We start from the raw sequence: 24,166 nt of genomic DNA on the forward strand, positions 1-24,166 counted from the left end.
ACAATTAAGATTATGTGGTTACTATAGCAAAGAGGATACACCTGTTCCCATTCCGAACACAGAAGTTAAGCTCTTTTGCGCCGATGGTACTTGGAGGGAAGCCTCCTGGGAGAGTAGGACGTAGCCAGGTAATCTTTTTTTGTTTTTTGGCAAGTATATTGTCATACAAACAAAGCTTATCTAATACAATTATATAAAAAAGTATAAAGGATGAGGCTATGTTATCTCCAAGCTTAGAAGATTATTTAGAAGAATTGTATAGATTATCTTTAAAAAACGAAGACATAAGAATAAAAGATATAGCAGACTGCTTAAATGTATCTATGCCATCTGTTGTTAAAGGATTAAAAAGATTAGACGCTTTAGGATATATTAAATACAGAGCATATGAAAAAATAGATATATTAGAAAAAGGAATGAATAAAGGTAAATTTCTTATAAATAGAAATTCAATACTAAAGGATTTTTTTAGAATTATAGAATCTGATTGTAATATTGATAATGAAGCAGAAGCTATAGAACATTACCTTAGCTTATCTAGTATAAAACGCATAGAAAAATTAGTTATTTTTTTGAAAGAAAATGATGATATTTTGAAAAAATTTAATGATTACAAAATAGAAACTATTTTAGGAGATTATGATGAATAAGAAATATATGCTTATATAAGTATATATTTCTTTTTTTGCGTGGAACAAAAAAATTAGAGATTTCATATCATTATATAGAGAAAATTATAAGAAAAAAATGCTCTTATTTTCTAGGCTTATGTTAGCCTAGGCTAATATAAAGGGGGTAAGTTATGAAAAATATAATACCACTTTCAGAGTTACCTATAGGTGAAAGAGCTCAAGTCCTAAATTTATTAAGTTTAGGATCATCAAGAAGAAGAATGCTCGACTTAGGGATCACACAAGGAACTATAATAAAAGCTTTAAGAAAAAGTCCACTCGGAGATCCTGTAGCTTACGATATAAGAGGTGCAGTAATAGCACTTAGGAGTGAAGAATCTAGCAAGATACTCGTAAAAAGGATTGATATGTAAGGTAAAGGGGGAAGTGATATGGGATTAACGCATGAATCTTGTGGAACATCGCTACTAAGTGAAAAATTCAATATAAAAATAGGAAGCCCTGATGAGCTTGTAATAGCACTAGCTGGAAACCCAAACGTAGGAAAAAGTACTGTTTTTAATGCTTTGACAGGTCTTAATCAACATACAGGAAACTGGCCTGGAAAAACCATATCTAATGCTCGTGGAAACTACACATATAAAGATAAAAAGTTCACTTTAGTAGATTTACCTGGAACATATTCTCTTTTAGCAAATTCAGTAGAAGAAGAAGTAGCCAGAGATTTTATATGCTTTGGAAAGCCTAATGCTACAATAGTTGTTACAGATGCAACTTGTCTTGAAAGAAATTTAAATTTGGCACTTCAAGTTATGGAACTTACAGATAAAGTAGTTCTATGTGTTAATTTGATGGATGAAGCAAAGCGAAAAGGTATAAATGTTGATATTGATTTACTACAAAATGAGCTAGGTATACCAGTGATAGCAACTACTGCTAGAAGTGGTGAAGGTCTTAATGAATTAATTGACAAGGTTTATAATATAGCACTTGGAATAGATAGCACTAATCCTAGAAAATTGATATATCCTCAGAATATAGAAAATGAAATAAAAAATATAACTCAAATATTAGATCCTATTCTCAAAGGTAAATTAAATTCTAGATGGGTAGCACTAAGGATTATAGAAGGAGATAAAACTGTTATTGATTCTATAAATAAATATTTATGCAAAGAGAATATGTCTTAGGCTAGAGGTGGTTATATGGATAATTTTGATGAATTATTAGTGCTTATAGATGAAATAAAAGTAGATAATCAACATAACTTAAGAGATGAAATGGTAAAAAGTATTTATAATAGTGCAGAGGATATAGCTAGAAAGGTTGTAACAAAAGATGAAAGCAAAAAAATCAATATAGATAGCAAAATAGATGATTTATTAACATCAAAATTAACAGGATTTCCTATTATGTTTATTCTATTAGGATTAGTATTCTGGATAACTATAGTAGGTTCTAATTATCCATCAGATATGCTTGCAACTTTCTTGTTTAACATAGAGGATAAACTTACAAATATATTCATTAGTATAAATGCTCCTAATTGGATACATGAAATTCTAGTGTTAGGAGTATATAGAACATTAGCTTGGGTAGTAGCCGTAATGCTCCCACCTATGGCAATATTCTTTCCATGTTTTACACTACTAGAAGATTTAGGATACCTTCCTCGAGTTGCTTTCAATCTTGATAAGCTATTCAAAAAATGTGGAGCTCATGGAAAACAGTCATTAACAATGTGTATGGGATTTGGGTGTAATGCAGCAGGAGTCATGGCATGTAGAATAATAGATTCACCTAGAGAAAGATTGATTGCTATGATAACAAATAGCTTTGTACCTTGTAATGGTAGGTTTCCTCTTTTAATAGCATTATCTAGTATTTTTATAGTAGCATCAAGCAAATACGACACTATACTATCCGCACTATTCGTATCATTTTTAGTTCTGATAGGTATAGCTATTACACTTATAAGTTCTTGGATACTTTCTAAAACTATGCTAAAAGGTATACCTTCTTCATTCACTCTAGAGCTTCCTCCTTATAGAAGACCTCAAGTAGGAAAGATATTATATACATCACTTATAGATAGAACCATATTTGTATTAGGAAGAGCAATATTAGTAGCAGCTCCAGCAGGATTAATTATATGGATACTTGCAAATACTCATATAGGAGGAATTAGTATATTATCTCATGCAGCATTATTTTTAGATCCTTTTGCGAAAGCTATAGGCCTTGATGGTTTTATTATAATGGCTTTTATATTAGGAATGCCTGCTAACGAAATAGTAATTCCTATACTGATAATGAGTTATATGTCAGAAGGAGCAATGCTTGAGCTTGACAGTTTAGAGGCTATGAAAGAATTATTTATATCAAATGGATGGACCTATCTCACTGCTCTTAATGTTATGCTATTTTCACTATTGCATTTCCCTTGTGGAACAACACTTTGGACTATAAGAAAGGAAAGTGGAAGTTTCAAATGGGCAGCAGTTTCAGCTATAATGCCAACTACAATAGGAATTATAGTATGCTTTACGCTTACCCAAATAGTTAACTTATTTGGACTTTTGTAGAATTAGTTTAACACCTAAAATAAAACTATTGCTTTTTATTAGAACTTGAGTTACAATTATCACTAAGTTTTAGATGTATTTTGTAGAAAATTGTATAAGTAACTCGTATAATTTTGGTAATATGGACCAATAGTTTCTACCAGGCTACCGTAAATAGTCTGACTACGGGTGTTTAACTAAGTATAGTACAATTGTATTCTTCTAGCTAAAATTTGCTAGTTTACTTATTGTATTTATATGTTTTTGAATTTGTTAAACCCTGTGGTCATAGACCACAGGGTTTTGTTTTTACTAACTACAGAAAATTAGGAGGCAAAGATGAATCTATTAAAAGAAAAAATAATAGAGCATGGAAGGGTAATCGGAAATGACATATTAAAAGTAGATAGCTTTTTGAATCATCAATTAGATATTGATATTCTAAATGAAATAGGAAAGGAATTTAAGAAAAGATTTGAAAACTCTAAAATAGACAAAATAATCACTGCAGAGGTTTCAGGTATTGCAATTGCGACTATAGCTGCTCAGTACTTTAATGTACCAGTAGTATTTGCAAAGAAAACTGAGTCTAAGAATTTAGATAGTGAAACTTATGAGGGTGAGGTTTTTTCGTACACTAAGGATAAAATGTACAAAATAAGGATATCAAAAAGGTATATAAATAGCGGAGAAAATATACTTATAATAGATGATTTCTTAGCTAATGGTCAGGCAATATTAGGTCTGAAAGAAATAGTTGATAAAGCTAATGCTAATCTTGTAGGAGTAGGAATAGTAATAGAAAAAGGATTCCAAGATGGAGGAAAGTTGTTAAGAGAAGCTGGAATTAATATTGAATCATTGGCAATTGTAGATTCTATGAGTGAAGGGCAGATTATATTCAGATAAATTAAGGACTATAAAGGGAGGAACTCTAGATGAGTAAAGTAAATTATCCATTGTTTAAAAAAGAAGATATTGATGGCTTTTTTGCACTATTTCAAAATAATCTTGCTAATTTTGTACTAATTGCAGTTGCTATGATTGGAATGGGATATCCTGAATCGATTGTTTATAAGAGAGTTATTCCAGGCGCTGCTATATCTGTTCTTTGCGGTAATCTTTATTATGCTCATATGGCGAAGAAGCTTTCTCAAAGGGAAAATAGATCAGATGTTACTGCACTTTCTTACGGGATAAGTACACCAGTTATGTTTATATATTTATTTGGAGTTTTAAGACCTGCATTAGATATGACAGGTAATCCAGAAACTGCATGGAAAATAGGCATGGCTGCTTGTTTTTTAGGTGGAGTAGTAGAGGCAGCAGGAAGTATTGTTGGAAAGTGGATTAGAGATCATCTTCCAAGAGCATCAATGCTAGGGGCTTTAGCAGGAGTAGCTTTTGCATTTATAGGAGGAGAATTATTTTTCAAAACTTATGAGATGCCAGTAGTTGGTATGGTAGTGTTATCTTTTATATTGATAGGACTTATAGGAAAGAAATCAATGCCTTTTAAGATACCTGCATCTTTATTTGCAATAATAATAGGAACTACCTTAGCTTATATCATAGGAAGTGCTGATCCTAGCCAAATATCAGAAGGATTTTCAACTGTTGGATTTTATATTCCTATACCAACTTTAGGATTCTTAGCTGGAATATCATATCTAATGGGACCTATGATGGGATTGTTTGCAATACTTATTCCTATATCAATATATAACTTTATTGAAACTATGAATAATGTTGAGGCAATGTCAGCTGCAGGAGATAGCTACAATGTGCAGGAAGCTCAATTTGCAGATGGAGTTGGAACTATGATTGGAAGCTTATTTGGAGGAGTATTTCCTACTACTGTTTATATAGCTTCTATAGGATCTAAATGGATGAATGCAGGAAGAGGATATTGTATAATAAATGGAATAGTATTCTTAATTGCATCAACATTTGGTATTATAGCTGCAATGTCAAAAATTATTCCAGTTCCCGTTATAGCTCCTATACTAGTATTTGTTGGAATTTCAATGGTATCTCAAGCCTTTTCATCAGTTAATAAAAAGCATTACCCAGCAGTAGTTATAGCTATGTTCCCTTACTTTGCAAATTACATTATGACTAGATTCAATGGTGGAGCAGGAGAAATTGTAAATAATTTATCTACAGCAATTGTTCCTTTAGGGCAAGGGGCTATGTTTACTGGCCTTATATGGGGTGCAATACTAGTTTATATAATTGATTATGAATTTGATAAGGCAGCTTATGTATCGATAGTTGGAAGTTTATTATCTTTAGTTGGATTTATGCATGCTCCTAAGTTATCTATAGTAACTGATTATCAATATGTTCTAGGATATGCTGCTATAGGATTTATGTTTATAATATTTTCTATAAAAGAAAAAGTAAAAGCTGTTACTAAAGAAGAAGTAATAGAGACTATATAATGAAGGTGAGCCTAAGTAGGCTCACCTTTATATTTTGTATGATTTAAAAAGAGCACTTGGTGTAGTATAATAGCTAAGGGAGGTGTTATATGGACACTAAAATAGAAAAAGAAGAATTGAAAGTAATAATAGCGTATATATCAGTATGTATTATTTGGGGATCTACTTATCTTGCTATAAGGATAGGAGTTCAAAGTTTTCCTCCTGAGCTTTTCGCTGGAATAAGATTTTTAATAGCAGGACTTATAGTCTTAGGATTTGCAAAGTTTAAGAAGATGGATTTTCCTAATAAATTATCAGATGTAGGGAAGATATCGATAGTAGGGCTTTTCTTACTATTAGGTGGAAATGGCCTTGTTGTTTTTGCTAGTCAATGGGTTCATTCAGGAGCTGTATCTATACTAGTTGCTACAGTACCACTATTTATTGCCATAGTTGACCTTATAGTTAATAAGAAAAAAGATAGTGATTATTTGACTTGGGTAGGGCTTATAGTTGGATTTGCTGGAGTTGTGTTTTTGGTATTTTCAGGAGCAGGTGCTGGATCTATAGATATTAAAGGTGGAATAATACTTCTTATAGGATCATTATCTTGGGGTATAGGATCTATATACTCTAAGAGCTTCAAACCATCTGGATCTATAGTAACTCATGTAGGAATACAAATGTTATCAGGTGGTATAGGACTTTGTATAACAGGAATACTTTTAGGAGAATTATCTGAAGTTAGCTTTAGCAAAAGTGCTATGTGGGCTATGATTTATTTAATATTTATAGGATCTATGATAGGATATGGATCTTATATATATGTACTTCAAAAGTGGCCAGCATCTAAAGCAGGCACTTATGCATATGTAAACCCTATAGTTGCAGTATTTTTAGGAGCCATTATACTAAAAGAGCCTTTATCATTTAGTGTTGTTGTATCTACAGTAGTTATATTATTTGGGGTATATTTAGTCCAAAAACCTAGAAAACAAAAAGGTGAAATAAAAGTAGTTACAGAATAAATAAAGCTGACACAAAATGTGTCAGCTTATCTATTATCCAACTAAAACTCCTAAGCTTAAAACAGATATAACTATTATCATAACCATTATTATGAATTTAGCAACGAATTTTAACCATTTATCGTAAGGAACTCTTGCTATAGCAAGTGCCCCCATAACTACTGCACTTGTTGGAGTAAGGAAGTTTACTGTACCAGATGCAGATTGGTAAGCAGTTATAACCAAATGTCTAGCAACTCCAGCAAAATCTCCAAGTGGAGCCATTATAGGCATTGACAAAGTAGCAAGACCAGATGTTGATGGAATTAAGAATGCCATAGGTATATAGAATAAATATGTTAATATAGCAAATGTTAAAGAACCAACTCCAGTAAGAGCTTGCTCACCTATACTAAGTATAGTATCTGTTATTTTACCAGCATTCATTACTATAGTGATACCACGAGACAAACCTATTATAAGAGCAACACCAAGTAAATCTCTAGCTCCTGCAACGAATGAAGATATAAGTTCTTGCTCTTTCATTCCATAAACAAGTCCAATTACAATAGCTGCAACTAAGAATAGTGTAGTAAGCTCTCCAAACCACCACCATAAAGTAGGAACAGCAGTAACACCTAAGTCCTCAAAAGGAATAACTCCAAATATCATTATAGCGAAAGTAAGTCCAAATAAAGCAAGTATAAGTTTTCTTTTTGAAGTAAGTTCTGGGAACTCTGATTGACCTCTTGTAGAAACAAAGTGTCTTTTATTATCTTCCATCATATCATATACAAGAGATTTGCTAGGGTCTTTCTTAACCTTCTCTGCATATCTCATAACGTATAAAATAGCTACAGTTTCAGCAACTACTAATATCAATAATCTAAATCCAATACCTTGTCCTAGTGATATCCCAGCAAACCCAGAAGCTATACCAGTAGCAAAAGGATTAACTGTAGAACCTAAAACACCAGCACCAGCACCTAAAAGTATTGTTCCAACAGCTGTTAAAGAGTCGTAACCAGCTGCGATAAATACAGGTAATAATAATGGATAGAATGCTATAGTTTCTTCAGCCATACCAAATGTACTTCCACCAAGTCCAAAGAATATCATAAGAACAGGAATCATCCACTTTTCTCTACCCTTTAGCTTTTGAGTAATTTTAGCAATTCCGGCATCTATAGCTCCAGTTTTCATAACAACACCTAAGAATCCACCTATAATTATAACGAATAATGCCACATCTTTAGCGTCATAAAATCCATTAACAGGGGCCATGAGAACATCTGTAATTCCCTGTGGAGTTGCTTCAACTGAGTGGTATGTACCAGGAATAGGCTCCTTTCTAGAAGCATTTGGATCTACATAGTCGTATTGACCAGCAGGAACGATCCATGTCATTATTGCAACTACTACTATTATAGAAAATAAAATAGTATAAGCAGTTGGCATCTTTAGTTTTTTCATACTTTAATCCCTCCTATTTTTTTGTTAATTCATATATTGCACTAGCATATATTTTTGAAGCCTTAATTAAATCATCGATAACGATGTACTCATTAGCTTGATGCTCAACTTTTGGCTTTCCTGGGAACACAGATCCAAATGCAACGCAGTTATCTATAGCTCTTGCGTAAGTTGCACCACCAGAAGATAAAGGAGTTGAATCAAGTCCTGTTTCTCTTTCAAATACTTCTTTTAATGTTTTTATAAGCACATGATCTTCAGGAAGATATATTGATTTTAGGAAGTCGTGCTCTATGTACTCAAGATTGTAAGCACTTGCTTTTTCTTTTATAGCATCTTCTATTACTTTCTTATCAAAAGTAACAGGAATTCTTACATCTAATCCAACTTCTTCCATATCTTTATTAATATTTACTTTTCCTACATTAATAGTTAATTTTCCAGAGGCACTATCTTCACAATTTGGAATTATAGTTTCTCCGTTATAAGTTTCTTTAAGAACCTGTGCAACAAATTTAACAACGTTAGATTTTATTCCAAGGTTGTTAAGTGCTATAAGTAGTCTTGAGATAGCATTTATTCCATATTCAGGCTTTGCAGCGTGAGAAGCCTTTCCTATAACAGTTACGCTTTCTTTGTTTGAATCGTATTCAAATCCTAATCTGTCAAGTTCCTTACATAATTCATCAATTTTTACATCAGAGTAAGTTACTTTATCTGGAACAGAATTGAAAGCAGTTCCTCCAGAGAAAGTTATTTCAGATGAATTATTAGATCTTAATATAACTTGAAGAAGTCCCTTTTCTGCATTTATCATAGGGAATGTAGAATCTGGAGTAAATCCGTAAGATGGAATTTCCTCATTCTCGAGATATTTAGTCATATCTCTCCATAGATTTTCTTCATCAGTTCCAAATATGAATCTAACCCTTTTATTAAACTCAAAACCTAAGTCCATAAGTGCTTTTACTGCATATATAGCAGCTAAAGTTGGAGCCTTATCATCTTGAGTTCCTCTACCGTATATTTTACCATCATCAATTACAGCATCAAAAGGAGGATATATCCAGCTTTCTATCTCACCTTCAGGAACAACATCAAGATGACCTAATATACCTATCATTTCATCACCTTGTCCAATTTCAGCGTATCCATAATATCCATTTCCATAGAATGTTCTAAATCCTAAAGACTCACAAAGTGATAGAGTATATCTCAAAGCTTTATCTATATTTTCTCCAAATGGAAACTGTTCACATCCATCTGAAAGCACACTAGGAATTCTAACTAATTCCTGTATAGACGATATCATCTCATCTTTTAATTCATCGATTCTTTTCTTGAAATCCATCTTTCATCCCCCTTTATATTTTTATATTTACTCATAAAAACTCCTTTTTATATCATATAAAATTATTATGAACTTTTCAAGCTTGAATACGTTTTCACAAAGAATATATCTTATCTGTCATTATTACAGGTATAATCTCATATCATAGTATTAAAAGCGGACAAAGGGGGAGTTAAATGGATAGGAAAAGTATGAATGTCTATTCAGAAATAGGAAAACTAAAAACTGTATTACTTCATAGGCCAGGAAAAGAAATAGAAAATTTAACACCTGACCTTATGGGACGACTGCTATTCGATGACATACCTTATTTGAAAGTTGCAAGAGAAGAACATGACTCATTTGCAAATATATTCAGAAATAATGGAGTTGAAGTTTTATATGTAGAAGACCTAATTTCAGAATGTATGACTGATAATGAAGTTAAGAACATGTTTTTAGATGATTTTATCAATGAAGCAAATGTACAAAGCCAAAAGAAGATAGAGTTAATAAAAGAATACCTACTAGAATTTCATGACAACAGACAAATGATAGATAAGATGATAGAAGGAATAAGAAAAGAAGAAATAAAAGATTATAAAAAGACCTCTTTGATAGATATTATAGACTGTGATCATCCATTCATAATAGACCCTATGCCTAATCTTTATTTCGCTAGAGACCCGTTTGCAACTATAGGAAAAGGTATATCTTTAAATAAAATGAAAACAGTTACACGAAATAGAGAAACTCTATTTGCTAAGTACATATTTAAGTATCATCATGCATTCAGAGATAGTTATATTCCGCTTTGGTACAAAAGAGAAGAAAGCTGCCCTATAGAAGGTGGGGATATATTAGTTTTAAGTGATAAATTAATAGCTATAGGTATATCAGAAAGAACAGATCCACTAGCAATAGAAATATTTGCAAAAAATATATTCAAAAGTGATGAAAGTTTTGAAACAATACTTGCTTTTGATATACCGAAAAAAAGGGCATTTATGCATCTTGATACTGTATTTACAATGGTTGACTATGACAAATTCACAATACATCCAGAGATAGAAGGACCTCTTACACTTTATTCCATAAGAAAAGGATCCGAGAAAGAATTAATTATAGAAAAAGAGACTATGCAATTAGAACAAATACTAGAGAAATATCTAGAAGTAGAAAATATAAAACTAATTAGGTGCGGCAATGGAGATACAGTGCATGCAGGTAGAGAACAGTGGAATGATGGTTCAAATACTCTTGCTATAGCACCAGGGGAAGTTATAGTTTATTCACGAAATCATGTAACCAATAAGATTTTAGAGGAAAATGGAATAAAGCTGCATATAATGCCATCTTCAGAACTATCTCGTGGACGTGGTGGTCCAAGATGTATGTCTATGCCACTTGTAAGAGAAAATCTAAAATAATGTGGGGGGATTAAAATGCCAGTAAATTTAAGAGGAAGAAGTTTTTTAACACTTAAAGATTTCACACCAGAGGAGATAAAATATCTACTTGACTTATCTAAAGATCTTAAAAATAAAAAAAGAGCAGGAATAAAAGGGAATTTATTAGAAGGAAAAAACATAGTGCTTTTATTTGAGAAAACTTCAACAAGAACTAGGTGTGCATTTGAAGTAGCAGCACTCGATGAAGGTGCTCACGTTACTTTCTTAGGATCTAATGATAGCCAAATGGGAAAAAAAGAATCTATAGAAGATACAGCAAAAGTTCTAGGAAGATACTATGATGGTATAGAGTTTAGAGGATTTAAACAAGAAACAGTTGAGAATTTAGCAAGAAATGCAGGCGTGCCTGTATGGAATGGTCTTACAGATATGTATCATCCAACTCAGATACTTGCAGACTTTTTGACTATAACAGAGCATGTTAACAAGTCTTTAAATAAAGTTAAGTTTGTTTATGTTGGAGATGCTAGAAACAATATGGGTAACTCTTTAATGATAGGATCTGCAAAGATGGGAATGGATTTTGTTGCACTTGCTCCTAAGGAATTATTCCCAGATGAGAAATTAGTAAATGAAATGAGAGAGGTTGCAAAAACAACTGGAGGAAGCATTACCTTAACAGAAGATATAAATGATGTTAAAGGAGCAGATGTAATATATACAGATGTTTGGGTATCTATGGGAGAAGAAGATAAATTTGAAGAAAGAATAAATATGCTAAAACCATATCAAGTTAATATGGAAATGATACAAAAAACTGAAAATGAAGATGTAATATTTATGCACTGTCTACCATCTTTCCACGACCTTGAAACTAAAGTAGGCAAAGAAATATACGAAAAGTTTGGACTTAAAGAAATGGAAGTTACAGATGAAGTATTTAGATCTAAACACTCTGTTGTATTTGATGAGGCAGAAAATAGAATGCATACAATAAAAGCTGTTATGGTTGCAACTATTGGAAATATATAGTGGGGGATGAAAAAATGAAAAATAAGATTGTTGTAGCATTAGGGGGAAATGCTTTAGGTAATTCACCTAAGGAACAATTAGAATTAGTAAAGAATACTGCAAAGCCTATAGTTGATTTAATAGAAGAAGGAAATCAGGTAATAATAGCTCACGGCAATGGACCACAAGTTGGCATGATAAACCTAAGTATGGAAACCGCATCAAGGTGCAATTCAAAAACTCCAGAGATGCCATTTCCGGAATGTGGAGCAATGAGTCAAGGATACATAGGGTATCATCTTCAGAATGCAATAAGAGAGGAACTATTGAATAGAAATCTAGAAATGCAAGTAGCTACTGTAGTAACTCAAGTTATAGTAGACAAAAATGATGATGCATTTAACAACCCTACAAAACCTATAGGAGCATTTTATAGTGAAGAAGAAGCAAAGAGGCTAGAGATAGAAAAAGGATATGTAATGAAAGAAGATGCTGGAAGAGGATATAGACGAGTTGTTCCTTCTCCAATACCTATAGATGTAGCAGAAAAAGAAATTGTGAAAACTTTAGTTGATAATAATCATATAGTAATAACAGTAGGTGGAGGTGGAATACCTGTAATAAAAGAAAATAACTCTCTTATAGGAGTTCCTGCTGTTATAGATAAAGACTTTGCTAGTGAAAAAATAGCAGAGATTTTGGATGCTGACTATCTAATAATACTTACTGCTGTTGAGAAAGTAGCCATAAACTTTGGAAAAGAAAATGAAAAATGGCTAGATACATTAACAGTAGATGAAGCTAATGCATATATAGAAGAAGGACACTTTGCCCCTGGATCTATGCTTCCAAAAGTTCAAGCAGCTGTAAAGTTTGCAAGTTCAAAGAAAGGAAGAAAAGCATTAATAACTTCTTTAGAAAAAGCAGCTAAAGGAATAAAAGGAGAAACAGGAACTTTAATAATGGATTAATCTTATATGAAAAATATAAATTTAATGTTCCCTTAGTAGGGAACATTATTTTTTTTTGAACATAACATATATTAATCCACAAAAAAGGGGGGATAAATAGTGAAAAAAGGGGACTTAGTTGTTAGAAAATCGCATGGAAAAGACGTATTATTTCGTATAATAGATGTTTTAGAAGATGAAAAAGGAAGAAGAAATGTAGTACTGAAAGGGATTAACTTTAGATTACTAGCAGACTCTCCTATAGATGACTTAGAAGAAGTAAGAGAGGATGAAGCGGGAAACTACGTTTTTAGCAAAAGAATAGAAGCACTATTTGAAAAGGTGATAAAGGAGAGAACAGATAGAAATAGAAGATATAGTAGAAATACTGAAGGGTTTGGTAATCCCGGGAAAGTACTCCACTTAGATGGAGATGCTGAGTATATGAAGATATGTCTTGAAGCATACCAAAAGCTTCAAATACAGGCAGTAGGAATGGTAGTTGCAGAAGGAGATCAGCATAAAGTTATAAAATCTCTTTTGAATGAGCATTCACCTGATATATTAGTTGTTACAGGCCATGATTCTATACTAAATTTTTCCGGAGATTTCAAAGATGTATCAAATTATAGAAACTCACAAAACTTTATAAAAGCTGTTCAAGAAGCTAGAAAGTATGAACCACATATGGACGATTTAGTAATATTTGCAGGGGCTTGTCAATCGCACTTTGAGGCATTACTAAAAAATGGAGCAAATTTTGCAAGTTCACCACACAGGATACTTATACATTGTTTAGATCCTGTATTTGTGGTAGAAAAAATAGCATATTCAAGAATAAATACTGTATTATCACTTAAGGAAATATTAGAAAGTACAATAACTGGAACTAAAGGGGTAGGTGGGCTAGAAACTAGAGGAAAATACAGAATGGGAATGCCAAAATCTCCATATGATTAAAAGTGAGTCTATGGATAGTATATATAAAGATTTGATAGCGTATATGGTTTCTAGAAATATTCCTTTAGACTACCATGAAGAAGCCTTAAAGTGTCAAGCTATAATAGAAAGAACAATACTATTTAGAAAAATAAAAGATGGAGAACATATATACAACAACGTAGATAAAGAAGATATACACCCTAAAGCCTATAAAGCAGTAGAGGATACTCAAAACTTAATTATTATGATTAAAGATAATCCTATAATAGCTCATTACCATATATCGTGTGGAGGAAGTACCCAAAATAGTGAAAGCGTATTAAATAGAAAGATAGACTATTTAAGAAAAGTAACTTGTGAAGAGTGTAAAAGATGTGAAACTTTCACTACGCAAATTAACTTACACATAGAAGAATTAGCACAAAAATTCGGATATTCACTACCATTAGATAAAATAACTGTATTTAATATAGATAAGGTATTAAAAGTTATTAAAAAAGATGATAGCGATAGAATAGAGGTTTTGGAGGTTTTTGGAAATAGTATAGATCCTGTAGATTTTATAAATATTCTAAATTTAGATTGTACTAGATTCGGATTTAGGCCTTCTCAAATAACACTATATATCAAAGGATCAGGAAACGGTCTTGGGTTATGCCAATATGGAGCAAATGAAAAGGCAAAGAACAATTGGAATTTTGATCAAATTTTAAACTACTACTACACTAATATAAATATATGTACAGTAGAAGAATTTAATTCCAAATTTCCACTAAAGGGTAAAAAAATATTTATAGACCCAGGGCACGGAGGACATGACAGTGGAAACTGTACAGAAGATGGATTAAGAGAAAAAGATATTACCTTAAATCTTAGTATAAAGCTAAGAAATGAACTTAAAAAATACGGTATGATAGCAAACCTTAGTAGAGAAAATGATGAGTATTTATCTTTAGATGAAAGAATAAAAAAATCTAAGGAAGATAAACACGAGATACTTATAAGTATACATGTAAACAAATCAAAATTTGAAAGTATAAATGGTGCAGAAGCTTTTTGTTACTGGGGAGATACAAATGCAGAAAATTTAGGGAAAGTTATAATGGATTCTATATCAAAAACTACAGGTATAAAAAATAGAGGTGTAAAAGAGGGGAATTTTTATATACTAAGAGAATGCAGAATAAGTGGATTATATTTTGAAATAGGATATTTATCCAATGAAAGTGAAAAATCAAATTTATCTAATGATGAATTTATACAAAAATTATCAGAATCAATATGCGAAGGTATTTTGAAATATTATTGCAATAAAATGTTGACATGAGTGTTAAAAATGTATAAAATAATACATTTATATATTTACAAAAGAGTCAAAATGTGATATTATGTAAACATATCACAAAGAAGAAGGTGATTTTTTTGGCTACCAAACATACTTTAGACAGAATAAGAAAAAACATCGAAAAGCATTTAGGAGAAAGAATAATTCTAAAGGCTAACAAAGGTAGAAAGAAAATTGTAATAAGGCAAGGAGTAATAGAAAATACTTATCCAAGTATTTTTGTAGTAAGAATTGACGATTCAAATAATAACCCGACTAGAGTTTCATATAGCTATTCAGATGTATTAACTTCTACAGTAAAATTACAACTTTACAAAAATCACAACAATAGTAATGTATCATAAAAATTCTGCCATTTAATTTGGTGGAATTTTTTTTTACTTTCTAAAATAAAATGTAACATGAGTTAATATATATATTATAGGGGGGGATATACATGGAATTAATTAAAGATACTATAAAAGTAGACAATAGAGTTGACTTTGGAACACACAAGACTTTTTTAGAGTGGGATGTAGTGGTTCCAGACTCAAAGGATGATGTATTTGAGATAGTTAAAGCAGAAGGATACATATCTTTAAAGAAAGAAGATATAATGGAAGGGAAGATAATACTAAGAGGAGACTTAAATTACAACATAGTATATTTAACTCAAAGTAGAAAAGTAGTAAGCTTGATGGGAAAAACCGATTTTAATCAAGCTATAGAAAAGGAATATGTAAAGATTGGAATGAGAAGCTTACTAGATACAGAAATAGAACACATAGATTGTAATATATCAAATGAAAGAAAATTAAAATTAGCAGCTGTAGCAAATGTAAAAGGAGCATTATTTGAAAGAGAAAAAATAGACATTATAAGACAAATAAGCGATTTAGAAGACGTTCAAAGCTACAGAAAAGATATAGAGTATGAAAATATAGTTGGAATAGAATCTGGAGAAAGCACAGTTAAAGAAACTATACACATAGATCAAAATATAGGAGATATAAGCGATGTAGTATCATTAAGTCCTAGGGTTGTTTTAAGAGAAACAAGAATTTCAGATAACAAAGTTATATTAGGTGGCGTACTTGAAGTTGCTCCTGTATTTTTATCTACTGATGGAAATGTAATAAAGCTAAATAAAAGTAATATAGACTTTACTCAGTTCATAGAAGTTCCAGGGGCTTACGATGGAATGAGAGAAGATACAGTAGTTAATCTAACAGAATTTAACTTCAATTTAAGAGGAAATGAGGAAGGAAAGATATCTGCACTAGAAATTGAAGCTTCTGTAAGATCAAAAACTAAAATATCAGAAACAGTAATTAAAGAAATTTTGCAAGATGCTTATTGCCCACATAGAGGAATTAAGCTAGAGCAAAAGGATATAGCATTAAATACGCTAGTATCTACAGGAACAGACAACTTCCTAATAAAAGAAACAGTAGTAAAAGATAGAGAAGATATTCAAATTAAGGAAATTGTAAATTTACAATGCGATATACTAGTTACAGGTAATTTAGTTTTAGATGGAAAAAACATAATAGAAGGAGTTACATCATTAAATATAGATTATATACCTGAAGAAGGATTAAGACCTATTTATAGTATGCATGAAGAAATTCCTTTCAAACACATTATAGATATAGAAAAGTGCAAAGAAGGAATGAGAGCTAATAACAAGGTTCAAGTAAGTAGTTTAAGTTATAGCATATCAAAAGACGAAATAGAAGTTCAAATAAAAGGATTTTGCTCATATGAAATACAAGAAGATAAAAAATATAGATTCTTAGTAAATGGAGAGCTTCAAGAAACTGTAGATCCGAGCAAAAGAGCTAGTATAACTATATATATAAGTAGAGAGGGAGAAACTCTTTGGGATGTTGCTAAAAGATACAATGCAACTTTAGAAGAAATAGCTAGCACTAACGAATTATCAGTTGATGCTGTATTAAAAGAAGGTCAATGTTTGATAATCGAAAAGAAAGTAGTTTGTGAAATATAGGGCTTTGCCCTATATTTTTTTTTGATTTATAGTATAATATAATGTGATACGATATAAGGAGGCATTATGGTGATCAAATTAAAGTCTAGGGCAAAAATAAATTTAAGTATAGATGTGGTTGGAAAAAGAGAAGATGGATATCATTTAGTAGAAATGATAATGCAAAGCATAGATCTTTATGACAACATTCAAATAGAAGAAATAAAAGAAGATAAAATAATAATACAAAGTGAAAACAAAAATGTACCATTAGATGAAAGTAATATAATGTATAAAGCTGCTAGTTTAGTTAAACAAAAGTTTAACATAAAAACTGGAGTTAAAATAAATCTCCATAAAAATATACCAGTGGCTGCTGGAATGGCTGGAGGAAGTTCTAATGGTGCTGCAGTTTTAGTTGGTCTTAATAATATTTGGAATTTAAATTTAAGAGAAGATGAACTTATGGATTTAGGACTAAGTCTAGGTGCTGATGTACCATTTTGTATAATGGGAGGAGCAGCTCTTGCACAAGGTATAGGTGAAAAGCTAACAAAAATAAAAGGGCTTAAAGATACTCATATACTTATATGTAAACCGAATATATTCGTTTCAACCAAAGATGTATACACAAATCTTGATATGTCAAAAGTTAGAAAAAGACCAGATACACAGATGCTACTAGATTATATAAATAAAGAAGATATAAAAGGTTTATGCACTAATATGGAGAATGTATTAGAAAGTGTTACAGAGAAAAAGTATCCTGTAATATCAGAGATAAAAAATAAGATGATAAAGTATAAAGCTTTGGGAAGTATGATGAGCGGAAGTGGACCTACTGTGTTTGGAATATTTGATGACTATGAGAAGGGACAGTACGCAAAAGAAAATCTAAAATTAATACATGAAGAAACATATTTAGTTAAGCCTTATGGGGGAGGAATTGAAATTGAACGATAAACTTGAAAAATTAAAACTTGAAAATTATAAACCTTTGAGAGAAATAGTATTTGAATATTTAAGAGAAGCTATATTAAGTGGAAAATTAGAACCAGGACAAAGACTTATGGAAGTGCAACTTGCAGAGCAGTTAGGGGTAAGTAGAACTCCTGTAAGAGAAACTATAAGAAAGTTAGAACTTGAAGGACTTGTTGTAATGATTCCAAGAAAGGGTGCTTATGTTGCAGATGTATCACTAAAAGATATAATAGATGTATTAGAAATTAGATCAGCCCTTGAAGGTCTTGCAGCTTCTCTTGCAGCTGATAGAATGAGTGATGAGGATATAGAAAAGCTTGAAGTAATATCATACGAATTTAAGAAAAGCCTAGAAAAACAAGATACAGAAGGGGTAATTCAAAGAGATGTGGATTTTCACGATCTTATATTTAAATCCACTAATAACCAAAAGCTTATACAAATAAATAACTCTTTAAGAGAACAAGTTCATAGATTTAGAATTACTTATATATCTGATTTTGACACATCAAAGGCACTAGGAGAAGAACATAGACAGATATTAGAATCAATAATAAAAAGAGATTCTGAAGGGGCTATGAGACATGCTATGCACCATATAGAGAATGCACAAAACTTCATAATAGAAAGATTTAGAAGAAAAAAATAAGGTCCTTAATTTAGGCCTTATTTTTTTGCATAAATTTATATTCATAATAAAAGATAATTTGGGAAAATTAAGTATACAAAAGGATTTATTTAGTATGGAGATGATAAATATGTATAGTTTTTTCCTTATTTTGTTCAGTGGTTTATTTTTATACTTTTGGGATGCAAACTCACTAAAAAAGAAAGGATTAAGTAAAGAGTACAAGATAGCCAAAGTCCTTGGAATAACATATTCTATTGGAGCTATTGGATATTTAATATATACAAGCTTTTGGAGGTGATTTAGTTGAGAATAATTAAAGAATCAGAGCCAATAAGTTCTAAGATAGAATTTATAAAAGATAAATTTAAAGACTGTTCTGATTTAGTTGTAAGAGAGTTTGAAGTAGGTGTAGATAAAGAATGTAAGATGGCACTAATTTACATAGATGGACTTGCTGACAGATTATCTATAAGCGACTTTACACTTAGTAATCTGATAATAGACTCTAGAATTGCACAGCCAAATGAAATAAAAGAAGATATAAAAGAACTTATAAAAAACAAGACAATAGCAATAACAGACATAAAAGAAATAGAAGATATAAATGAAGCAATAGACAACATACTATCTGGTGAAACAGTTCTTTTGATAGATAAAGTAAAAGAAATGATAGTTATAGCTTCAAGAGGTTGGCCTAGTAGATCTGTTTCAGAGCCTCAAACAGAAACTGTTATAAGAGGTCCAAGAGATGGATTTACAGAAACTTTGAGAGTAAATACATCTTTAGTAAGAAGAAGAATTAGAGATACTAATCTTAAGATAAAGACGATATCTCTAGGAGAAAGATCTAAGACAGATACAGTAATAATGTATATAGAGGACTTGGTAAATGAAAGAGTGCTAAAAAGAGTAGAAGATAGACTAAATACTATAGACGTAACATCAATAAAAGAAAGTGGAGATGTTGAGCAGCTTATAGAAGATAACTGGCTTAGCTTATTTCCTCAGATACAAAATACAGAAAGACCTGACGTTGTAGCAGCAGCATTATATGAAGGAAGAGTTGCTATAATGGTTGATAATACTCCATTTGCACTTATTGTGCCAAGTACTCTTAACACATTTTTACAATCTCCAGAAGATTACTACGAAAGATGGATAATATCTACAATAATAAGGGCTCTTAGAGTATTTGCAACAACTGCATCACTTTTTCTTCCTGCACTTTATATAGCAGTAACCTCTTATCACCCGGGAATGATGCCAACAGGACTTGCACTTTACGTTGCAGGAACTAGAATGGGAGTTCCTTTTCCAGCATTTACAGAAGCACTATTAATGGAAGGAACACTAGAACTTTTAAGAGAAGCAGGAATAAGACTTCCAGGTCCAATAGGATCTACTATTGGTATAGTAGGAGGTCTTGTAATAGGTCAGGCAGCAGTTGAGGCAGGTATTGTAAGTCCACTTATGGTTATAATAGTTGCAATTACTGCAATATCATCATTTGCGACTCCTAGCTATAATATGGCAATAGGATTTAGGATATTAAGATTTATATTTATGATTTTAGCATCTATACTTGGATTATACGGTATAATGCTTGGTTTTTTAGCTATATCAATTCATTTAGCTAATCTAAAGAGTTTTGGAATTCCATATCTTGAGCCATTTACTGCCATGGGTGAGCACTTTACTGACCTTAAAGATACAATATTTAGAGCACCTACACAATCTATGAAGCTTAGACCAAAGTCATTTGGAATTAAGAACCTAAATAGATTAAATGATAAAAGAAAAGAACAATACGGAGAGGATGATATCGATAGATGATTTCCAGTAAAGAAAAAATAACGACATCACAAGCCATTACATTTCTTATGATATGCATAATTGGAGCTGGAACACTAACTCTTCCAAGAAACTTAGTAGATGAAGTTGGTGGAGATGGTTTATTTATCCTGATTATATCTACACTATTAAGTATAATATTAGGATATTTTCTGTATAAGGTTGTAAGTTACTTTCCAAACAGAAGCTTTATGGAAATATCATCTATACTCCTGACTAAGCCAATAGCGTATATACTAGCGATTATATTAACTATGCAATATACATTGCTAGGTGGATTGATATTCAGGATATTAGCAGAAGTTACAAAGATGTATATGCTAAGAAATACACCTACAGAAGTTATAATAATAACTATGTTAATAGTTTGTATATATGCAATAAGAAGTGGTATAGAATCTATAGCAAGATTATCTCAAATATTTATTCCACTTAGCATAATTCCTATAGTATTAGTATTAATTCCTGAAATGAGGCATGTTGATATTACAAATTTACTTCCATTATTTCAGACAGATCCTTCTAAGATAATACCATCAATTCAAAGCACTTTATTTTCATTTGCAGGATTTGAAATAATGATACTTATAGGAGTATTTTTATCAAGGCCATCTAGAGGATTTGAAATTCAATATAAAACACTAATTCCTGTTGGTTTGCTTTATATATTTATATTTATAGTAACTATTGGCCTGTTTGGTCAAGTTGAAACTTCTCATACAGTTTGGCCCACCTTAACTTTAGTAAAGTTAGTAGACGTTCCAGGGGCATTTATGCAGAACTTAGATGCAATAGTTATGGCTTCTTGGGTTATTCTTATATTTATGAGTATAGTTTTAACTATGTATAGTTCAAATTTGTTAATATGTGATATGTTCAGCTTAAGAGAAGCTAATTTCATAGTTCTTTTGCTTGCACCTATAATATATTTTATAGCTCTTTATCCTAGTAATTTAGCTCAGGTTTATGATATGTTTTCTCACCCAATAGCTGTTATAGGAGAAAGTATACTCATAATTGCTACCCCTACTTTGTTGTATTTAGTTTTTCTTATAAAAAAGAGGGTGAAAAAGATATGAAAAGAAAAGCTATGCTATTGATTTTTATAATTTTAAGTACACAGCTACTAACTGGATGCTGGGATAAGATGGAAATAAACGAGAGGGGCTTTCCTTTAATAATAGGCATAGATAAATTAGAAGGTGATGAAAAAGAAAATGAACTTGATAGAATAAAGGTTTCAACTAGAGTTCCAAATGTTGGGCTTATATCAGGAAAAAGTCCACTAGTTACAGAAACTAGCTTTTATTATGAAGAAAAAGGATCAAATCTTGCATCAATAATAGAAAGAATAACATCTAAAGCTCCATTTAGTATAACACTTGATCATACAAAGGTAATAGTATTTGGGAAAAGCCTTCTAGAAGATTGCAATCTTGTAAGAGAAGCTTTAGACGCTATAGAAAGAGAAAGTAGTTTTTCAAGAAAAGTACTTCTTTTAGGAGCACATGAAGATGCATCTCAAATTGTAAAGATAGAGCCTAAAGAGTACCCACTAATAGGAATGTATCTTAAAGGAATATTAGATCTTGAAATGAGAGATGGAAGAGCTGTAGATGGAACACTCAACAGAATAATGTATCAAATACATGAAGATGGATCATCTATATGGCCATATATAAAGGCTAATAAAGATAATACTGGTGCAGAGCTTGCAGGAGCATATGTACTAAAAGATAATAAACTAATGGGAAGTCTAGATAATAGAGAAGTATCAAGATTCAATTCAATGATAAAAGGAAACAAAGAATTAGGAGATGTAGATATAATATACAAAGGTACATTGGTTTCTTATGAAGTTTATAATACAAAACAAAAACTATCAGTAGAAGAAAAAAACGATAATTTAATTTTGAATATAGAGCTTGAGTCAGAAGGAGATATAGTTCAGCACAAGATAGGAATAAGAGGATTCACACTTGATGATGAAGCAATAAAAGAAATGGAAAAAATGATTGAAAAAAAGCTTATGAGTAGATTAGAGTCGGTAGTTGAAAAGCTTCAAAAAGAATATGGAGTAGATGTATTTGGAGTTAAAAGATATATAAGAAAATTTAATCCAAAGCTCTATAAAAAAATAGCTGATGATTTTGATGAGTACTATAGCTCTATGAAAGTAAATATAAAAATCGATGCTAAAATTAGAAGAATAGGTATAGTTAGATAAAAATAGGAAATAATGATAATATAACACAATTCAGGGGGGAATAATTTATGAAAAAAAGTGTACTTATTATCATTATACCTATATTAATGTTTGCATCTTTAGGAATGTATCTAAGAGATATATACGCAAACAAGGACAGCTACCAAGTAAAGCTTATAAGATTTCACGTGATTGCAAACAGCGATTCTAAAGAAGATCAAGATCTAAAACTTAAAATAAGAGATAAAGTTATAGAGTATCTATCGCCTATGCTAGAAGAATCTAAAAGCATAGAAGAAACCAAAAATATAATAGAAAGCAATATTGACAAGATAGAAGAGATATCTAGACAAGAAATTTTAAATAACAATATGGAGTACAAAGTAAGAGCACAGCTTGGATATAGCAATTTTCCAACAAGAAGATATTCAAATATAGTACTTCCAGCAGGAAACTATCAAACACTAAAAATTATAGTAGGAGAAGGTACTGGTCAAAACTGGTGGTGCGTTATGTTTCCTCCACTTTGCTTCATAGATATAAACCGTGGAATAACTGACAAAAAAACGGAAGAAAATCTTAAAAATGTACTTTCAGAAGAAGAATATAACATGATTGTAGTTGATACAAATGAAGTTAAGCTTAAGTTCAAAATAGTTGAAATAATAGAGGCAGTTAGAAATAGTGCTTTTCAGGTGACATTAAATGAAAGATAAGACTATCAAATGAGGAGGAATATAGATGAGAAAAGCCTTTATAGTAGTATCTATATTTTTCATACTGTGCTTTTCTGTAGTCACTATATTTGTAAGTGATTATATAGCGTATGCACAAGGTAATATATTTTGGGGTTCACGAGGTGAAGAAGTAAGAGTAGTTCAAGATAAATTAAAAAGATGGGGATATTACGATGGAAGTGTAGACGGAATATATGGATACAGAACATTTTTAGCTGTTAGAAGCTTCCAAAGTAAAAATGGACTACAAGTAGATGGAATAGTAGGACCACAAACTAGAAAAGCTCTAGGTATGGTTGTAAGCCAACCAGCGTCTAGAGGAATAAGTAGATCAGATGATGTTTACTTACTTGCAAGAGCAATAACAGGAGAAGCAAGAGGAGAGCCTTATACAGGACAAGTAGCAGTAGGAGCTGTAATACTAAACAGAGTAAGAGATTCAAGATTCCCAAATTCAATAGCATCAGTTATATATCAGCCAGGAGCATTTACTGCTGTTGCAGATGGACAAATAAACATGGAACCAGTAGAGTCTTGCATGAGAGCTGCAAGAGATGCACTCAATGGATGGGATCCAACTGGAGGAGCATTGTATTTTTGGAATCCAGCAACATCAACAAGTCAATGGATTTGGAGATTAAAACCTACTTTGAAGATAGGAAAGCACTGGTTTGCAGTAGGTCCGTACTAAAGGGGTGA

The 24,166-nt window shown here is 31.4% G+C and carries 24 protein-coding genes, 1 rRNA gene and 1 riboswitch; of the genes, 23 read left to right on the plus strand and 2 right to left on the minus strand.

The annotated features are described in order from the left end of the window. The first annotated feature begins 13 nt into the window (after window positions 1-13). The 8 genes from rrf to CLOTH_RS09480 all read left to right on the plus strand — a co-directional run bounded on the left by rrf (window position 14) and on the right by CLOTH_RS09480 (window position 6,650). Window positions 14-130, plus strand: a 5S ribosomal RNA gene (rrf, locus tag CLOTH_RS09445). Between the two features lie 88 nt (window positions 131-218). Beyond that, window positions 219-650 (plus strand): metal-dependent transcriptional regulator, encoded by a 432-nt coding sequence (locus CLOTH_RS09450; RefSeq protein WP_079413447.1) that lies wholly within the window; start codon window positions 219-221, stop codon window positions 648-650. A 152-nt stretch (window positions 651-802) separates the two neighbouring features. Next, the gene (locus CLOTH_RS09455) at window positions 803-1,045 is read left to right on the plus strand and encodes a FeoA family protein (RefSeq protein ID WP_079413449.1); all 243 of its coding nucleotides are present in this window, start codon (window positions 803-805) and stop codon (window positions 1,043-1,045) included. 18 nt (window positions 1,046-1,063) lie between these two features. Further along, entirely contained in the window at window positions 1,064-1,822 is a 759-nt protein-coding gene (locus CLOTH_RS10750; RefSeq protein WP_079413451.1) for a FeoB small GTPase domain-containing protein, read from the plus strand. Window positions 1,823-1,837: 15 nt separating this feature from the next. Continuing rightward, complete coding sequence (locus tag CLOTH_RS10755) at window positions 1,838-3,217, plus strand: nucleoside recognition domain-containing protein (protein WP_079413453.1); 1,380 nt, start codon at window positions 1,838-1,840, stop codon at window positions 3,215-3,217. An 83-nt stretch (window positions 3,218-3,300) separates the two neighbouring features. Further along, window positions 3,301-3,402, plus strand: a riboswitch (purine riboswitch). Window positions 3,403-3,535: 133 nt separating this feature from the next. Beyond that, window positions 3,536-4,105, plus strand: a complete 570-nt coding sequence (locus CLOTH_RS09470) for a xanthine phosphoribosyltransferase (RefSeq protein WP_079413455.1) — start codon at window positions 3,536-3,538, stop codon at window positions 4,103-4,105. A gap of 29 nt (window positions 4,106-4,134) precedes the next feature. After that, complete coding sequence (locus CLOTH_RS09475; protein WP_079413457.1) at window positions 4,135-5,640, plus strand: solute carrier family 23 protein; 1,506 nt, start codon at window positions 4,135-4,137, stop codon at window positions 5,638-5,640. An 89-nt stretch (window positions 5,641-5,729) separates the two neighbouring features. Next, window positions 5,730-6,650: an EamA family transporter gene (locus CLOTH_RS09480; protein WP_079413459.1), complete on the plus strand. Its 921-nt coding sequence runs from the start codon at window positions 5,730-5,732 to the stop codon at window positions 6,648-6,650. A 33-nt stretch (window positions 6,651-6,683) separates the two neighbouring features. Here CLOTH_RS09480 and CLOTH_RS09485 read toward each other — a convergent pair whose 3' ends face one another. Together CLOTH_RS09485 and pepV are read right to left on the minus strand one after the other, a co-directional pair. Continuing rightward, window positions 6,684-8,102 (minus strand): YfcC family protein, encoded by a 1,419-nt coding sequence (locus tag CLOTH_RS09485; protein WP_079413461.1) that lies wholly within the window; start codon window positions 8,100-8,102, stop codon window positions 6,684-6,686. Window positions 8,103-8,115: 13 nt separating this feature from the next. After that, complete coding sequence (pepV, locus tag CLOTH_RS09490) at window positions 8,116-9,453, minus strand: dipeptidase PepV (protein WP_079413463.1); 1,338 nt, start codon at window positions 9,451-9,453, stop codon at window positions 8,116-8,118. A 176-nt stretch (window positions 9,454-9,629) separates the two neighbouring features. On the opposite strand from pepV, the gene arcA reads away from it, so the two are divergent. The 15 genes from arcA to sleB all read left to right on the plus strand — a co-directional run bounded on the left by arcA (window position 9,630) and on the right by sleB (window position 24,158). Next, window positions 9,630-10,862 carry an arginine deiminase gene (gene arcA, locus CLOTH_RS09495; RefSeq protein WP_079413465.1) on the plus strand — a complete coding sequence of 411 codons (1,233 nt, stop codon included), beginning with the start codon at window positions 9,630-9,632 and terminating at the stop codon, window positions 10,860-10,862. Between the two features lie 15 nt (window positions 10,863-10,877). Then, complete coding sequence (gene argF / locus CLOTH_RS09500; protein ID WP_079413467.1) at window positions 10,878-11,876, plus strand: ornithine carbamoyltransferase; 999 nt, start codon at window positions 10,878-10,880, stop codon at window positions 11,874-11,876. 14 nt (window positions 11,877-11,890) lie between these two features. Then, on the plus strand, window positions 11,891-12,826 hold the full coding sequence (gene arcC, locus CLOTH_RS09505) for a carbamate kinase (RefSeq protein WP_079413469.1): 936 nt from the start codon (window positions 11,891-11,893) through the stop codon (window positions 12,824-12,826). Between the two features lie 99 nt (window positions 12,827-12,925). Next, on the plus strand, window positions 12,926-13,765 hold the full coding sequence (yabG, locus tag CLOTH_RS09510) for a sporulation peptidase YabG (protein WP_079413471.1): 840 nt from the start codon (window positions 12,926-12,928) through the stop codon (window positions 13,763-13,765). Beyond that, a complete protein-coding gene (locus tag CLOTH_RS09515; protein ID WP_079413473.1) occupies window positions 13,758-15,074 on the plus strand; it encodes an N-acetylmuramoyl-L-alanine amidase in 1,317 nt (438 codons plus the stop codon). The genes yabG and CLOTH_RS09515 overlap by 8 nt, the downstream gene beginning before the upstream one ends. 86 nt (window positions 15,075-15,160) lie before the next feature. Next, entirely contained in the window at window positions 15,161-15,436 is a 276-nt protein-coding gene (locus tag CLOTH_RS09520; protein WP_408605834.1) for a Veg family protein, read from the plus strand. A 92-nt stretch (window positions 15,437-15,528) separates the two neighbouring features. Continuing rightward, window positions 15,529-17,082 carry a DUF3794 and LysM peptidoglycan-binding domain-containing protein gene (locus CLOTH_RS09525; RefSeq protein WP_079413477.1) on the plus strand — a complete coding sequence of 518 codons (1,554 nt, stop codon included), beginning with the start codon at window positions 15,529-15,531 and terminating at the stop codon, window positions 17,080-17,082. A 66-nt stretch (window positions 17,083-17,148) separates the two neighbouring features. Next, the gene (ispE, locus tag CLOTH_RS09530) at window positions 17,149-18,024 is read left to right on the plus strand and encodes a 4-(cytidine 5'-diphospho)-2-C-methyl-D-erythritol kinase (protein WP_079413479.1); all 876 of its coding nucleotides are present in this window, start codon (window positions 17,149-17,151) and stop codon (window positions 18,022-18,024) included. Then, a complete protein-coding gene (locus CLOTH_RS09535) occupies window positions 17,996-18,691 on the plus strand; it encodes a GntR family transcriptional regulator (RefSeq protein WP_079413481.1) in 696 nt (231 codons plus the stop codon). The genes ispE and CLOTH_RS09535 overlap by 29 nt, the downstream gene beginning before the upstream one ends. Window positions 18,692-18,800: 109 nt before the next feature. Then, complete coding sequence (locus tag CLOTH_RS10905; protein WP_408605837.1) at window positions 18,801-18,971, plus strand: CLC_0170 family protein; 171 nt, start codon at window positions 18,801-18,803, stop codon at window positions 18,969-18,971. 5 nt (window positions 18,972-18,976) lie between these two features. Beyond that, window positions 18,977-20,506, plus strand: a complete 1,530-nt coding sequence (locus tag CLOTH_RS09540) for a spore germination protein (RefSeq protein ID WP_079413483.1) — start codon at window positions 18,977-18,979, stop codon at window positions 20,504-20,506. After that, window positions 20,503-21,603 carry a GerAB/ArcD/ProY family transporter gene (locus CLOTH_RS09545; protein ID WP_079413485.1) on the plus strand — a complete coding sequence of 367 codons (1,101 nt, stop codon included), beginning with the start codon at window positions 20,503-20,505 and terminating at the stop codon, window positions 21,601-21,603. Before CLOTH_RS09540 ends, CLOTH_RS09545 begins: the two co-directional genes overlap by 4 nt. Then, window positions 21,600-22,751: a Ger(x)C family spore germination protein gene (locus tag CLOTH_RS09550; RefSeq protein WP_079413487.1), complete on the plus strand. Its 1,152-nt coding sequence runs from the start codon at window positions 21,600-21,602 to the stop codon at window positions 22,749-22,751. The genes CLOTH_RS09545 and CLOTH_RS09550 overlap by 4 nt, the downstream gene beginning before the upstream one ends. A gap of 47 nt (window positions 22,752-22,798) precedes the next feature. Beyond that, window positions 22,799-23,446, plus strand: a complete 648-nt coding sequence (spoIIR, locus tag CLOTH_RS09555) for a stage II sporulation protein R (protein WP_079413489.1) — start codon at window positions 22,799-22,801, stop codon at window positions 23,444-23,446. Window positions 23,447-23,471: 25 nt separating this feature from the next. Beyond that, a complete protein-coding gene (gene sleB, locus CLOTH_RS09560) occupies window positions 23,472-24,158 on the plus strand; it encodes a spore cortex-lytic enzyme (RefSeq protein ID WP_079413491.1) in 687 nt (228 codons plus the stop codon). The last annotated feature ends 8 nt before the right edge of the window (window positions 24,159-24,166 follow it).

Origin of the sequence: Alkalithermobacter paradoxus, from assembly GCA_002029295.1 — a bacterium.
Classification (GTDB): domain Bacteria; phylum Bacillota; class Clostridia; order Peptostreptococcales; family Peptostreptococcaceae; genus Alkalithermobacter; species Alkalithermobacter paradoxus.